Source organism: Micromonospora sp. CA-240977, from assembly GCF_050942285.1.
GTDB lineage: Bacteria > Actinomycetota > Actinomycetes > Mycobacteriales > Micromonosporaceae > Micromonospora.
In genome coordinates this window covers 3,798,141-3,810,785 of the sequence record NZ_CP192055.1, presented here as the reverse complement: position 1 = coordinate 3,810,785, position 12,645 = coordinate 3,798,141, and the positions used below count along the sequence as shown (strand labels likewise).

Below are 12,645 nucleotides of genomic sequence, written 5' to 3'. Positions count from 1 at the left end.
GAGGGAGGATTGTCGATGGGTGAACCGGACCAGCCGAGCACCGGCCGCATGATCGACTTTTGGCTCGGCGGGGAGCACCATTTCCCTGTCGACGTGGCCGCCGCTGGCGCGTTCGAGCAGGCGTACGGGCCGTGTGCGCCGGTGTTCCGGGAGTTGCGCGCGTTCCTGGGTCGGACGGTGCGGGCCATGGTCGGGCAGGGCGTGGACGGTTTCCTGGTGTTCGGCGCCGGGGTGCCCACGATGGGCAACGTGCACGAGGTCGCCACCGACGCGACGGTGCTCTACACCGACGTCGACCCGGTGACCATCCGGCTGGGGCAGAGCATCCTCGCCGGCAGCGACCGGGCCGGCTACGGCTTCGGGGACGCGACCGACATCGGCACCATCGACCCGGCGCAGCTGCACCGTTTCGTGCCGGGCTGGGGCCGCCGGCCGGTCGGGGTGGTCTTTCTCGGGCTCGCGGCGTTCCTCGACGACGCTACGCTGACCCACACGCTCGACGAGCTGTACGCCGGCGCGGCGCCGGGCAGCCTGCTCGTTGTGGACTTCGACACCGAGGAGCTGGCAGCTCACCCGCGGGCGTTGGCGATGATGGGGCCACAGTTCCGGATGCGTCCACCGGCGGCGTTCGCGCCGCTGCTGGGCCGCTGGGTGCCGACGGCGGACGGGATCGTGCCGGTCGCGCGCTGGCGGCCGGTGGGTCCGCCGGCCCAGGTGCCCGACGCGTTCCACGGCGTGCTCGCGACCCGTGGTGACGACTGACCGCGCAGAGTCGCCGTCCGGGGGTGTCCGTATGATGCTTGCCCTATAGCAAGCTTCTGGAGAGGACGACCATGGTGGAGCCGCCGGACGTGGTGTCGCGCGCGCTGCGCGAGGCCCCGCCCGACCAGTTGGCGGAGGCGGCGGACCAGGCGATCCGGTCGACGCTGGGCGCAGTGCGCACCGACGTCTTCGTCGCCGACTATCGGATCAGCGGGCTCTGGCCGGTGCTGGACCCGGACCTGCCGGCGGCGGGGTTCCTGTCCTGCCACACCATGGCGCAGCGGTGCTTCAGCAGCCAGCAACCGGTGCGCGACGCCGCCGGCGAGGGTCCCTGCCGGCTCTACCTGCCGTTGACGCTGTGGGGGGAGCGGCTGGGCGTGCTGTTGATCGAGTTGCCGACCGCGCCGAATCCGACGGTCACCGGCCACGCGACCGACATCGCCGGTGCGATAGCGGTGGCGATGCGGGCGGCGGACCGGGGGACCGACAGGTACCGGCGGGCCCGCCGCCGTGAGCGACTCACGATGGCCGCCGAGATGCAGTGGGATCTGCTGCCCGGTCGCAGCGTGGCGCACCACGCGTTCCAGCTGGCCGGGCAACTGGAACCGGCGTACACCGTGGGTGGGGACCACTTCGACTGGTCTCTGGACGGCGACCGGCTCACCGTCACGGTGCTCAACGGCGAGGGCAGTGGGCTGGCCGCGTCGATGTTGACCGCCGTCACGGTGAACGCGATGCGCAACGCGCGTCGCTCCGACGGCGGCCTGGTGGAGCAGGCCGAGCTCGCCTCGGACACGGTCTTCTATCAGCACCGGGGCCGCCGGTACGTGGCCACCCTGCTGCTCGATGTCGACACTCGCACCGGTCGGGTCCGGGCGGTCGACGCGGGTTCCCCACACCTGCTGCGGATGCGCGGGGCCACGGTGGAGCCGATCAAGCTGGATCAGCAGTTGCCGCTGGGGATGTTCGCGGAGACCCGCTACGAGGTGCAGGAGCTGCGCCTCGAGCCGGGTGACCGCCTCTTCGTGGTCAGCGACGGGGTGTGGGCCGCCGAGCCGCCGGGCCAGGAGCCGTACGGGGAGCGGGTGATGGCGCGTTCGCTGCGCGCGACGCGGTTGCAGCCGCCGACTGAGGCGGTTGGTACGGTGATGCGCGAACTGCACGCTTATCACGCGGACTCCGATCTCCGCGACGACGCCGTCGTGGTGTGTCTGGACTGGCACGGTCCGCGTGAGCGGGACGGCGGGTGAGGGTCGCCGCCGCTCCGTCTGGCGGGCACCAGCGCGACGACGGCAGGGGACATCGGGTGGAGCGACCTGCGGATCTCGCCGCGGCGATCGACGCGGCTGCCGGGACGCTGATCGCTGTGCTCGACTCGTCCACGTCGCGGCATCAGGTGCCACCCACCCAGTTGCGGGTGTTGACGCTGATCACCAGCCGGGCGGAAACCAACGTCAACGGGTTGGCGGAGCTGCTGGACGTGGTGCCGTCGTCGGCGAGCCGCCTCTGTGACCGACTGGAGGCGACCGGGCTGTTGCGCCGGGTGGCCGATCCCCGCGACCGGCGCGAGGTGCGGTTGGTGCCCACCCCCGCGGCGTTGGCGCTGCTTGCGGACCTGGCCGAGCGGCGGCGACGGGCGGTGCAGTCGGTGCTGGATCGGATGCCGGCGAGGACGCAGCACGATCTGTTGCTGGCGTTGGTCGCGTTCGGCCGGGCGGCGACCCAGTCGGTGCCCGAGCAGCAGGCCGATCCGGCGGTCCAGACGGCCTGAGGGCCTCAACCTTCGCCCACGCTTCCACTAGTGTCCTAGGACGCTTTACGCGTGGTGATCCACGCCACAGTGCGGCAGAGCCGCACCGAACGCGCGGCGACGGCGCCGGGCAGGCGGAGGCAGGCCCGATATAGTGACAGCGCACTTACCCGGCCCGTGATCTTCGAGATCGCGGGCCGGCTCAGGGAAGAGGCCCCGCCCGGGGCCGCAGGGGAGCCGGCGCTGGCCGGCCCGACAGCGCGTACGACCCTCCGCCGCGCCCGACGCCGGCCGGAGGGTCCGTGCCGTGGAGGAGGATCGGTGTCGCGTCCGGCTCGGGCAGAGCAACCGCGGGACACCGGTGACCAGGCCCCCGGCAACCAGGTGCTCACCCTGCCCAACCTGATCAGCTTCGTGCGGCTGCTGGGCGTACCCCTCTTCCTCTACCTGTTCCTGGTCGAGCGGGCCGACGTGGCGGCCATCGTCGTGCTGGCCATCGGCGGCACCACCGACTGGGTCGACGGCTGGATCGCCCGCCGCCTGCGCCAGGTGAGTCGACTGGGGGAGTTGCTCGACCCGTTCGCCGACCGGCTCTACATCCTCGCCACCCTTGTCGCCTTCACCGTGCGGGAGGTGGTGCCGTGGCAGTTCACCGCGGCGCTGCTGGCCCGCGAGCTGCTGCTGCTCGGCTCGCTGGCGGTGCTGCGCCGCTACGGGTATGGGCCGCCGCCGGTGCACTACGTGGGTAAGACGGCCACGTTCCTGCTGCTGGCGGCGTTCCCGGTGCTGCTGTTGGCAAGTGAGTGGAGCGCGGCGGCGACGGCGACGGCCGCGATCGGCTGGGCGTTGGCGTGGTGGGGTCTGGTGCTCTACTGGGTGGCCGGCGGGATGTACGTGGTGCAGGCCGCGCGGCTGGTGCGCGCGACGCGCGGCCCGGGAGCGGCGGCATGAGCGCGCCGCAGCCGGGCAAGCCCCGCCAGGACCGGGTGTACGCGCCGGATTTCCTCACCGAGCTGTTCCGCAACCCCCTCGATCCGGGGTATGCGGATGCGGCGGCTGCCCGTCGACGTTCGGCGTCCACCGAGTCGGTGCGGGGGTGGCGGGCCTGGCCGGCCCGGTCGGTCAGTCTGGTCGTGGTGGTGCTGCTCGGGTTCCTGTTCGCTGTCGCGTACCGGCAGACGATGGCGGACGAGCCGGGGCGTGCCCAGGCCCGTTCCGGTCTGGTGGCGCAGATCAAGGAGCGGGAGGGCACCACCGACCGGTTGTCCACGCGCGCGGACCAGCTGCGCGAGGAGGTCAGTCGGCAGCGTGACGCGGCGTTGAGCGGGTCGGCCGCGGCGCGGCTGCGGGACCTGGAGGCGAGCACCGGGCTGGGGCGGGTGCGCGGCGACGGCGTGGTGGTGCGGTTGGCGGACGGGCCGGGTAATGCGGACGCGGTGACGGGTGCCGGCGCGGGGCCGTCGCGGGTGTTGTACAGCGATCTGCAGGGTGTCGCGAACGCGCTGTGGAGTGCCGGTGCCGAGGCGATCGCCATCAACGGGCAGCGGTTGACGTCGACGTCGACGATTCGTACGGCGGGTGACGCGATCCTTGTGGATTTCCGGCCGGTGATGGGGCCGTACGAGGTGTCGGCGGTCGGGCCGGGTTCGATGCGGCGCAAGTTCGAGGACAGCCGGAACGCGGATGTGATGCGGGAGGTCGCGCAGAAGACCGGGTTGTCGTTCGGTGTGCGGGAGGCTGATGACCTCACCCTGCCGGCGGCTCCGGAGCCGCAGCTACGCTACGCGAAGCCGTCGGTCAGTCCGAGCCCTTCCGCGTCGGGTGTCCGGTCCGGCAGTCCTGGGTCGTCCGGTCCGACGACGACCGTTAGCCCCTCCGGAGGTGGCCGATGATCGCGGTGCTGGCGTTGCTTGCCGGTGTGGTGCTGGGTGTGTGGCTTGATCCCACGGTGCCGGCGGCGTTGCAGCCGTACCTGCCGATCGCGGTGGTGGCCGCGTTGGACGCGGTGTTCGGTGGGGTGCGGGCCCGGTTGGACCGCATCTTCGACGACAAGCAGTTCGTGGTGTCGTTCATCTCGAACGTGCTGGTGGCCGGTCTGATCGTGTATCTGGGTGACCAGCTCGGGGTGGGCGGGCAGCTGTCCACGGGTGTGGTCGTCGTGTTGGGTGTCCGCATCTTCGGCAACGTGGCGGCGATCCGTCGGCACCTGTTCCGGGCGTAGGTTTGACAGCGATGAGTGACGAGCAGAGCGACACGGGGACCGGGTGGCCGCAGCCGGGTGGGCCGACGCGGCCGGGTGGGCCGGCGGGTGAGCCGGATCCGCGTCCGGACGCGCCGGATCCGGACGAGTTGAGTCCGTTGGCCCCGCAGGAGCCGGCGCCGCCGCCGCAGGAGCGGCCGGACGAGGAGCCGGCGGTGGAGCGGGTCGACGACGGTGCGACGGTGGACCTGATCGCGATGTCGCGGCCGGGGGAGCCGGTGGCGGTGTCTGACGGGTTGGCCGAGCCGGCCGGGGAGCCGGTGGTGGCGCGACCGGTGGCGGCGGGTCGGTTCCGGTGGAGTACGGCCGGTGTGATGATCGTGGCGTTGTTGGTGCTGCTGGGTTTCACGTTGGTCGTGCAGTTGAAGACGACGTCGACGGATCCGACGTTGGGGGCGACGCGCCAGGAGGACCTGGTGCGGATCCTGTCGGATCTGGATGCGCGGGAGAGTCGTCTTCAGCAGGATATTCGTGCTCTGGAGGACAGTCAGCGGCAGTTGCGTTCGGGTGAGCAGGGTCGTCAGGCGGCGTTGGACGAGGCGACGCGGCGGGCGAACGAGTTGGGCATCCTGGCGGGTACGTTGCCGGCGGTCGGTCCGGGGTTGACTGTGCAGTTCGAGGCTGGCATCAAGCCGATCACCGCGACCCGGGTGTTGGACGCGGTGCAGGAGTTGCGGGGCGCGGGCGCGGAGGCGATGCAGATCGCCGGTGGTGACCGGGCGACGGTGCGGATCATCGCGTCGACGTACTTCCTCGATGGGGACAACGGGTCGTTGATGGTGGAGGGGCGTCGGTTGACGGGGCCGTACACGATCACGGTGATCGGTGATCCGGCGACGATGCGTACGGCGTTGAACATTCCTGGTGGGGTGGTGGCGTCGGTCCGAGGTGTCGGCGGTAACGTGACGTTTGGGGAGCGTGAGGTTGCCGAGGTTTCGGCGCTGCACGCGCCGATCAAGTTGGAACACGCCCGTCCGGTCTCCTGACCGGCGCGGCCGCGCCGGGCCCGGGTGGTCCGGGGCACCGATGGATGAAGGACGCGTCTGGTGATTCCTGAGGATCTGCGATACACCGCCGAGCATGAGTGGGTGGCGGGTGACGGCACGGGTTCGATCCGGGTCGGTATCACGCACTTCGCGCAGGACGCGCTGGGTGACATCGTGTACGTGCAGTTGCCCGAGGCGGGTGCGGTGGTCGCGGCCGGTGATTCGTTGGGTGAGATCGAGTCGACGAAGAGTGTGTCGGAGATCTACGCGCCGGTGGCCGGTACGGTGGTGGCGCCCAACGAGGCGTTGGGTGACACACCAGAGCTGATCAACACTGATCCGTACGGTGCGGGTTGGTTGGTGGAGATCACGCCGAACGATCCGACGGCGACGGATGGGTTGCTGACGGCGGCCGCTTATCAGAAGATCACCGAAGGCTGAGTGTGCGTGATCCGGTGCGTGGGCTGTGTGCGCGCGTCCGGTTGCCCTGCATTTCGGCGCTGGCTAGGCTCGCCCAGTCGACCGAGAACCCAAATAGTTGAGCGTTGCGGAATTGCCTTCCCGGGCACGGGGAGCCAGCCGCCGGGTGTTCACATGCCCGGCGGCCAGACCCGCCATTACCCGACGCCGACCGAACAGATCCGTGAGGTGGTCCCATGACGCGGCCAGACGACGAGTTCCCCCCGCTCGACGTCACTTCGACGCTCAATCTCGGTTCGCTCGACGAAGTGCTGGAAGGGCCGGACACCGATGTGGTGCCGAGCCGGATGTCCGGCTCGTTGCCGCCGGGTATGGCGCTGCTTGTGGTTCGTCGAGGTCCGAATGCGGGTGCCCGGTTCCTGTTGGACCACGATGTGACGACCAGTGGCCGGCATCCGGACAGTGACATCTTCCTCGACGACGTGACGGTGTCGCGTCGGCATGCGGAGTTCCACCGTGACGGTGGAACGTTCACGGTGCGGGACGTGGGTAGCCTGAATGGCACGTACGTCAATCGTGAGCGGGTCGAGGCGGCCACGTTGAGCAATGGTGACGAGGTTCAGATCGGTAAGTTCCGGGTGGTGTTCATCGCCGGTCCGCGCCCGGAGGAGGAGGCCGGCCGGGGGTGAACGAGCCTGCGGCGTCCACGTCACCCGGGGCGGCTCGGTCTGAGCCGCTGATGAGCATCGGTGAGGTGCTTGGGCAGTTGCGGGTGGATTTCCCGGACACCACGATTTCGAAGCTGCGGTTTCTTGAGGCCGAGGGTCTGGTGGAGCCGCAGCGGACGGCGGCGGGTTACCGGAAGTACAGCTGGGACGATGTGGCGCGGTTGCGGTTCGTGTTGACCGCGCAGCGGGACAAGTACCTGCCGTTGCGGGTGATCCGTGAGCAGTTGGCCCAGTGGGATTCGTCTGGTGAGCAGCCGGGGCGGTCGCGGCCGGCGTTGGTGGCGGTTGGTCCTGATGGTGCGGTGCCGGGTCGTGAGTCGGTGGAGCCGGCCGAGTCGTCGCAGGTGCGGCTCGGCCGGGCGGATCTGGTGGCGCGCAGTGGGATCGACGAGTCGACGCTTGTGGAGTTGGAGCGGCTCGGTGTGCTGGTGTCGGATCCGCCTGGGTGGTATGACGCGGATGCGTTGATCATCGCTTCGGCGGTGGCGGGGTTGGCGTCGTACGGGTTGGAGCCGCGGCACCTGCGGGGTTACCGGACGGCGGCGGATCGCGAGGTCGGTTTGTTCGCCCAGTTGGTGGCGCCGTTGGCGCGGCAGAGTGATCCGGCGGCGCGGGCTCGGGCGGCGGAGACGGCGCGTGAGTTGGTGGCGTTGTCGGAGCAGTTGCACGCGGCGTTGGTGCGGGTGGGTTTGCGCTCGACGTTGGGGCGGTGAGGGTGCCCGGTGGGTGGTGGCTGAGCGGAAAGATCTCTTCCGGGAAGCGTGCCGTAGGCTTGCCGGGGTAACCCCTTTCTGGCGCGGGCGTGGTGCGGTAGCGCACGGGACGACCGTGTCGCGGTCCGTGTACCGTGCAGGGAAGGGCGCGGTGCGGCGTAGGTGACAACGACACGGAGGCGGCGGTGCGCGAGCTGAGCGTGGTCGGAGTTCGGGTGGAGCTGCCTAGCAACCAGCCGATCGTCCTGCTCAGGGAGGTCGAGGGGGACCGCTATCTGCCGATCTGGATCGGTGCGGTCGAGGCCACGGCTATCGCTTATGAGCAGCAGGGGGTCAAGCCGGCCCGACCGTTGACGCATGATCTTCTGCGGGACGTGTTGGCGGCGTTGAAGGCGCCCTTGCAGGCGGTGGAGATCACCGAGCTCAAGGAGAACGTGTTCTACGCGGATCTGTTGATCGGCGATGGGGTGCGGGTGTCGGCGCGGCCGAGCGATTCGATCGCGTTGGCGTTGCGTGTCGGTGCGCCGATTCGTTGTGCTGAGCAGGTCCTCAGCGAGGCGGGGATCGTCATTCCTGATGAGCAGGAGGACGAGGTGGAGAAGTTCCGGGAGTTCCTGGAGCAGGTGCGTCCGGAGGACTTCGCGGGCTGAGGTGGGCCGTGGGCTCTGCTCCCGGGGGTGGCTGTGGGTGCTGCCCCGGTTCGGTTGGTGATCTTTCTCGGTGGCTGCGCGGCGTGTCGTGTCGGTTCCTCCGTGGTAACCCCTGAAGGTGGCTATAGGGTTGCCGTGTCGAGGGGTGCGCGTCCCGGAAACGACGCGTCGCCACACTGACGGGGGAGGTTGTCCGGATGCACGAGCCGCGGGATCCCGATCCGGGTGGAGAGTTCGACGAGCCGGGTGCCTCGTCGCCAGGTGTGGCGATTGAGGGTGACGGTTCGGTCGGCTACCGGGGTGTGACGGCCTGCCACGCGGTGGGCATCAGTTACCGGCAGTTGGATTACTGGGCGCGGACGGCGCTGGTGGTGCCGAGCGTGCGGGATGCCTCTGGTTCGGGGACGCAGCGGTTGTATTCGTTCCGGGACCTGGTGGTGTTGAAGGTCGTGAAGCGGTTGTTGGATGCGGGGGTGTCCCTGCAGAACATCCGTAAGGCGATCGAGGCGCTGCGGTCGCGTGGTGTGGAGGATCTGGCCGGGATCACGCTGATCTCCGATGGGACGACGGTGTACGAGTGCCGGTCCCCGGAGGAGGTGGTCGACCTGTTGCAGGGTGGCCAGGGTGTCTTCGGGATTGCCATCGGTGGGGCGTTCAAGGAGATCCAGGGCTCGTTGTCGCATCTGCCGGCGGAGCCGGCGACAAGCGCTCCGGTGGAGCCCGCGGTGGCGTCGGGGTCGGATCCGGTGGGTGACGAGTTGGCGGCGCGGCGGGCGCGGCGGCGGGCTGGCTGAGCGCGGCGTTCGGTTTTTTCGGTTGGTTTTTTCGCGACCGTCGGTGACGGCGTGCTCTCGTCGGTGGGTGACTTCTCTCCACTGTGGACACCGTGTGTGTCGTTCTCGTTGCCGACTGTGGAGATACCGGTCGGTAGTGGTGACGCTGCGTTTCGTGCAACTGTCGGGAACGCGATAGGGGGGCAATGACCCCAGACGACTGACACGCTATGGTCCGTCACGGTTATCGACCCTTCCCCCCGGAGGAAACGACCATGACGGTTACCGAAGAGGCAGCCCCGAAGTCGCACTACGACCGTATTGGCGGTGCCAGCTCGGTCAAGGCGGCTGTTGAGCTGTTCTATGACAAGGTGTTGGCCGACCCGGCCTTGGCGGGCTATTTCGTCGAGGTGGAGATGGTGGGTCAGCGGCGGCACCTGACGTTGATGTTGACCACGGTGCTGGGTGGTCCGAACGAGTACACCGGCCGTGGGTTGGCCGAGGCGCACCAGCCGTTGGACATCCCGGTGGAGCACTACGCGAAGGTGGGCGAGCACCTCCTGGCGACGCTGACCGAGCTGGGTGTGCCGGCGGACATCCTGGCCGACGTGCAGACGGTGCTGGGGCAGGTGCAGGACCAGGTGGTGGCCTCCGGAGACCGGTCAGGCGCCTGAGCGTGGACGCAGCCCAACTCAAGCAGAGCTGGTCGGTGGTCGCCGAGCACGGCGATCAGGTGCCGCTCTATTTCTACTCGACGTTGTTCCTCGCTCATCCTGAGACGCGGCAGATGTTCCCGACGAACATGGCCGGGCAGCGGGACCGCCTCGTGACCGCGTTGGGGCACATCGTGTCCAACGTGGACCAGGTGGACCGCCTTGTGGGTTTCCTGCAGGACCTCGGTGCCGACCACCGCAAGTTCGCGGTACGGGCGGAGCACTACCCGGCCGTCGGTGAGGCGCTGTTGGCGACGTTGCAGCATTTCCTCGCCGACCAGTGGACCGACGAGTTGGCTGCGGACTGGGCGGCGGCGTACGGGTTGGTGGCCCAGGTGATGTCGGAGGCCGCTCAGGCCGCCGAGGCGGTGAACCCGCCGTGGTGGGTGGCGGAGATCGTGGCGCACGAGCGGCGGGCGTTCGACGTGGCGGTGCTGACGGTACGCCCGCAGTATCTGCTGCCGTTCACCCCGGGCCAGTCGATCGGGGTGTCGCATCCGTCGGTGCGTTCGTGGCGGTACTACTCGCCGGCGAACGCGCCGCGCTCGGACGGCACCCTGGAGTTGCATGTGCGGGCCGCGCCGGGTGGCGCGGTGTCGTCGCGGCTGGTCTACGGGTCGGCGGTGGGGGACCGGATCCACCTGGCGGCACCGGTCGGGGAGCGGCTCGGGTTGTGGTCGGCGGGCTCCAGTGATCTGTTGCTGTTGGTCGCGGGCACCGGCTGGGCGCCGGTGAAGGCGCTTGTGGAGCAGGTGGCGGCGGAGGGTTCCCGCCGGCGGGTGGACCTGTACGTGGGGGCCCGTTCCCGCAGTGAGCTGTACGACAGCGACGCGATCGACAAGATGGCGTCGTCGTATCCGTGGTTGACGGTGACCTACGTGGTGGGTGCCGATGTGAACCGGCCCGGGGAGTTTTCGCACGCGGTGGATCGGGCGTTGGCCGACGGTGACTGGCGTTCCCGGCACGTGTTCGTGTGCGGGTCGGACGAGATGGTGTCGTACGCGGTGCGGGCGTTGCTGCAGGCGGGTTTCCACGCGGGTCAGGTGCACCACGAGGGCCTGGGTGCGCAGTGGTACGGCCCGGCGTGGCGTACGGCGGTGCAGCAGTCGCCTGTCGGTGACGTTTCGGGAGGTGGGCACAGGTGAGCGCGACCCCGATCAGCCGGTACGACGGGATGCAGGTTTCCGGCACGGTGCAGGTGCGGATGACCGCCGATCGGGTTCGGCGGTGGCAGTTCGCGGCGGCGTCGTTCACGCGGCGTGGCTACGACAACGCCGACGTGGACCGGTTCCGGATGCAGATCGCCGACGAGTTGGACGCGCTGGCGACGCAGCTCGCGACGTTGCGGGCGGAGAACGAGCGGCTGACCGACCGGGTGGAGCTGCACCGGCACGGGGTGATCCCGAGCACGGGGGCGGCGGGGAAGGCCCCGGCGGCGCGGGAGGTGAATCTGCTGTCCGCGGCGCAGCGGGAGGCGGAGCAGATCATCGCGCAGGCGCACGACTACGCGCGGCGGGTCGCCGAGTACGCCCGGGTGCAGTACGAGAGTTACCTGCAGGCGGCGGAGGCGGAGGCGAAGCAGGAGGCGGAGCGGGCCGTGGCGGAGTACCGCAGCGCGGCGGGGCCGAGCTTCGACGACACGGTGGCGACCCGGGAGGCGTTGCGGATCTTCGGGGAGATGATGGTGTCGCACATGCAGGCGGCGGCGCGGCATCTCGATGACGGCAGTGAGGAGTTGGCCCGGACGATGGATCGCATTTCGGCGGAGACGCCGGGGGCGCCGTTCGTCGGCGGTGTGGTGGGTCAGTCGGCGTTGCCGCGCCACCATCAGCGGTGAGCACCCCGGGTGGGGCGATCCCCACCCGGGTGCTCAGCTGAGGCGTTGTTCGAGGTGGAAGCTCACCTGATCGCCGGCGTCGCTCTTGCCGATGGTCTTGCACAGGGCGGCGCGGATGGGCAGCCAGTGCGGGCCGGCGCCGGAGGGCATGAGGGTGGCGGCGAACGGGTGGCCGTCGATGGTGCCGGTGACCTTGACGGCGCGGCGGGTGCCGAGCAGCCGCGCGGAGTCGGGGACGGTCACGTAGGTGGCGAACGCGCCGTCTTTCTCGATGGGCGCGGTGAAGCGGTGATCGAGTGGTTGCGGGTCCATTGCTCTCCTCAGGTGGTGGCGGCGCGGATGGCGTCGGCGATCGGGGTGGGCCCGCTGACGAGTTCGAGGGTCGCGCCGGTGGTGGCGGGTTCGTCGAGCAGGGCGACGAGGACGTGGGCGACGTCGGCGCGGCTGATCGCGCCCCGCCCGGCGTGTCGGGTGAGGGTGACCCGTGCGGTGGGCTGCTCGTCGGTGAGCCGGCCGGGTCGCAGGATCGTCCAGTCGAGGTCACGGCCGCGTAGGTCGTCCTCGGCGGCTCGTTTGGCGCGTAGGTACGCCGCCCACACGTCGTCGGTGCCGGCGGCCGGTGGGTCGTCGGCACCCATGGAGGAGACGAGCAGGTAGCGGCGGACACCGGCGCGGGTGGCGGCGTCGGCGAGGAGCGCGGCGGCGGCCCGGTCGACGGTGTCCTTGCGGGCGGCGCCGCTGCCGGGGCCGGCGCCCGCGGCGAAGATCACCGCGTCGGCGGTGTCGAGGTGCGCGGCGACCTCGGTGACGGTGGCGTGTTCCAGGTCGCAGACGACGGGGGTCGCGCCGGCGGCGCGCAGCGTCGCGGCCTGCTGGGGGTTGCGGATCAGGCCGACCGCGGTGTCACCGCGCCCGGCGAGGTGACGTTCGGCGAGTAGGGCGATCTTGCCGTGGCCTCCGGCGATGACGACGCGCATGCGCCAAACCTACCGGCGGTGTGGGTGGGGGCGGCGTCCCCCGCCGCCCGGGTCGGGCCGGGGAGCTTGACCTTGA

The 12,645-nt window shown here is 70.1% G+C and carries 17 protein-coding genes; 15 read left to right on the top strand and 2 right to left on the bottom strand.

Annotated elements, in window-relative coordinates; translation table 11 throughout:
• The first annotated feature begins 15 nt into the window (after positions 1-15).
• The 15 genes from ACQPWW_RS17680 to ACQPWW_RS17610 all read left to right on the top strand — a co-directional run bounded on the left by ACQPWW_RS17680 (position 16) and on the right by ACQPWW_RS17610 (position 11,592).
• Entirely contained in the window at positions 16-762 is a 747-nt protein-coding gene (locus ACQPWW_RS17680) for an SAM-dependent methyltransferase (protein ID WP_433123987.1), read from the top strand.
• Between the two features lie 71 nt (positions 763-833).
• Positions 834-2,012, top strand: a complete 1,179-nt coding sequence (locus ACQPWW_RS17675; RefSeq protein WP_433123986.1) for a PP2C family protein-serine/threonine phosphatase — start codon at positions 834-836, stop codon at positions 2,010-2,012.
• Positions 2,013-2,068: 56 nt separating this feature from the next.
• On the top strand, positions 2,069-2,533 hold the full coding sequence (locus ACQPWW_RS17670; protein WP_433123985.1) for a MarR family winged helix-turn-helix transcriptional regulator: 465 nt from the start codon (positions 2,069-2,071) through the stop codon (positions 2,531-2,533).
• A gap of 300 nt (positions 2,534-2,833) precedes the next feature.
• The gene (locus tag ACQPWW_RS17665; RefSeq protein ID WP_433123984.1) at positions 2,834-3,463 is read left to right on the top strand and encodes a CDP-alcohol phosphatidyltransferase family protein; all 630 of its coding nucleotides are present in this window, start codon (positions 2,834-2,836) and stop codon (positions 3,461-3,463) included.
• Complete coding sequence (locus ACQPWW_RS17660) at positions 3,460-4,404, top strand: DUF881 domain-containing protein (protein WP_433123982.1); 945 nt, start codon at positions 3,460-3,462, stop codon at positions 4,402-4,404. The genes ACQPWW_RS17665 and ACQPWW_RS17660 overlap by 4 nt, the downstream gene beginning before the upstream one ends.
• Entirely contained in the window at positions 4,401-4,733 is a 333-nt protein-coding gene (locus ACQPWW_RS17655; RefSeq protein ID WP_030327710.1) for a small basic family protein, read from the top strand. The genes ACQPWW_RS17660 and ACQPWW_RS17655 overlap by 4 nt, the downstream gene beginning before the upstream one ends.
• Before the next feature lie 11 nt (positions 4,734-4,744).
• Entirely contained in the window at positions 4,745-5,758 is a 1,014-nt protein-coding gene (locus ACQPWW_RS17650; protein WP_433123981.1) for a DUF881 domain-containing protein, read from the top strand.
• 60 nt (positions 5,759-5,818) lie between these two features.
• On the top strand, positions 5,819-6,199 hold the full coding sequence (gene gcvH / locus ACQPWW_RS17645; protein WP_355031815.1) for a glycine cleavage system protein GcvH: 381 nt from the start codon (positions 5,819-5,821) through the stop codon (positions 6,197-6,199).
• A gap of 215 nt (positions 6,200-6,414) precedes the next feature.
• Positions 6,415-6,867, top strand: a complete 453-nt coding sequence (gene odhI, locus ACQPWW_RS17640; RefSeq protein WP_007071101.1) for an oxoglutarate dehydrogenase inhibitor Odhl — start codon at positions 6,415-6,417, stop codon at positions 6,865-6,867.
• Between the two features lie 50 nt (positions 6,868-6,917).
• Positions 6,918-7,619, top strand: a complete 702-nt coding sequence (gene ftsR, locus ACQPWW_RS17635; protein WP_354974112.1) for a transcriptional regulator FtsR — start codon at positions 6,918-6,920, stop codon at positions 7,617-7,619.
• A gap of 185 nt (positions 7,620-7,804) precedes the next feature.
• Entirely contained in the window at positions 7,805-8,269 is a 465-nt protein-coding gene (locus ACQPWW_RS17630) for a bifunctional nuclease family protein (protein ID WP_030327706.1), read from the top strand.
• Between the two features lie 197 nt (positions 8,270-8,466).
• The gene (locus tag ACQPWW_RS17625; RefSeq protein ID WP_355031813.1) at positions 8,467-9,063 is read left to right on the top strand and encodes a MerR family transcriptional regulator; all 597 of its coding nucleotides are present in this window, start codon (positions 8,467-8,469) and stop codon (positions 9,061-9,063) included.
• A gap of 254 nt (positions 9,064-9,317) precedes the next feature.
• Complete coding sequence (locus tag ACQPWW_RS17620) at positions 9,318-9,716, top strand: group I truncated hemoglobin (RefSeq protein ID WP_433123978.1); 399 nt, start codon at positions 9,318-9,320, stop codon at positions 9,714-9,716.
• 2 nt (positions 9,717-9,718) lie between these two features.
• Positions 9,719-10,900, top strand: coding sequence for a globin domain-containing protein (locus ACQPWW_RS17615; protein WP_433123977.1), 1,182 nt, complete (start codon positions 9,719-9,721; stop codon positions 10,898-10,900).
• Positions 10,897-11,592 (top strand): DivIVA domain-containing protein, encoded by a 696-nt coding sequence (locus ACQPWW_RS17610; protein WP_433123976.1) that lies wholly within the window; start codon positions 10,897-10,899, stop codon positions 11,590-11,592. The genes ACQPWW_RS17615 and ACQPWW_RS17610 overlap by 4 nt, the downstream gene beginning before the upstream one ends.
• A gap of 33 nt (positions 11,593-11,625) precedes the next feature.
• Here the strand turns inward: ACQPWW_RS17610 and ACQPWW_RS17605 are convergent, their stop codons facing one another.
• Both ACQPWW_RS17605 and ACQPWW_RS17600 read right to left on the bottom strand, forming a co-directional pair.
• Positions 11,626-11,904, bottom strand: a complete 279-nt coding sequence (locus ACQPWW_RS17605; protein ID WP_433123975.1) for a DUF1905 domain-containing protein — start codon at positions 11,902-11,904, stop codon at positions 11,626-11,628.
• Positions 11,905-11,912: 8 nt separating this feature from the next.
• Positions 11,913-12,569, bottom strand: a complete 657-nt coding sequence (locus ACQPWW_RS17600) for an NAD(P)-binding oxidoreductase (protein WP_433123973.1) — start codon at positions 12,567-12,569, stop codon at positions 11,913-11,915.
• Between the last annotated feature and the right edge of the window lie 76 nt (positions 12,570-12,645).